1 protein-coding gene is annotated in these 501 nt (G+C 62.5%); it reads left to right on the top strand.

Annotation, left to right across the window (positions count from 1 at the left end; translation table 11 throughout):
- A partial coding sequence (locus BSF44_RS29315; RefSeq protein WP_141250125.1) for an autotransporter outer membrane beta-barrel domain-containing protein occupies positions 1-453 on the top strand: 453 nt, incomplete at its 5' end.
- Between the last annotated feature and the right edge of the window lie 48 nt (positions 454-501).

Below are 501 nucleotides of genomic sequence, written 5' to 3'. Positions count from 1 at the left end.
ACCCTGGCGCTCGGTTACCGTGTGCCGGTGAACGGCGTGACCCTCGAGCCGAGCCTCGGCGTGCGGATCAGCCACATCAACCTGTCGGGCTTCCAGGAAAAAGGCAGCGAACTGGCGCTGGACGTCGACGGCATCCACCAGACCCGCAAGAGCGCGGTGGCCAATCTCAACGCATCCTTTGCACCTGTCAGCCTCGGTGCCTGGCAAGTGGTGCCAGGCGTGCAAGTGGGCTACGAGCATGTGTTGGGCGACCCTGAAGTCGACAGCGAAGGGCAACTGCTGGGCCTGGACATCGAACAGCAAGCCGCCTTCGACAACCGTGACCAGTTCAGCGGTGGCGTCAATGTCATGGCTAATCTTGGTCCATGGAGTGTGGGTGCAGAAATCGGCGCCAGCGGTGGCGGCGACAGCCACGGCTTCAATGGCGGGCTGAAGGCCAGTTATCTGTTCTGACGGAGCACCATTCACTGGAGATCCTTGTGGGAGCGAGCCTGCTCGCGA

It is taken from the genome of Pseudomonas sp. ACN8, assembly GCF_002303925.1.
GTDB lineage: Bacteria > Pseudomonadota > Gammaproteobacteria > Pseudomonadales > Pseudomonadaceae > Aquipseudomonas.
The sequence above is the reverse complement of the archived record's forward strand: the minus strand, read 5'-3'. Positions and strand labels throughout refer to the sequence as shown.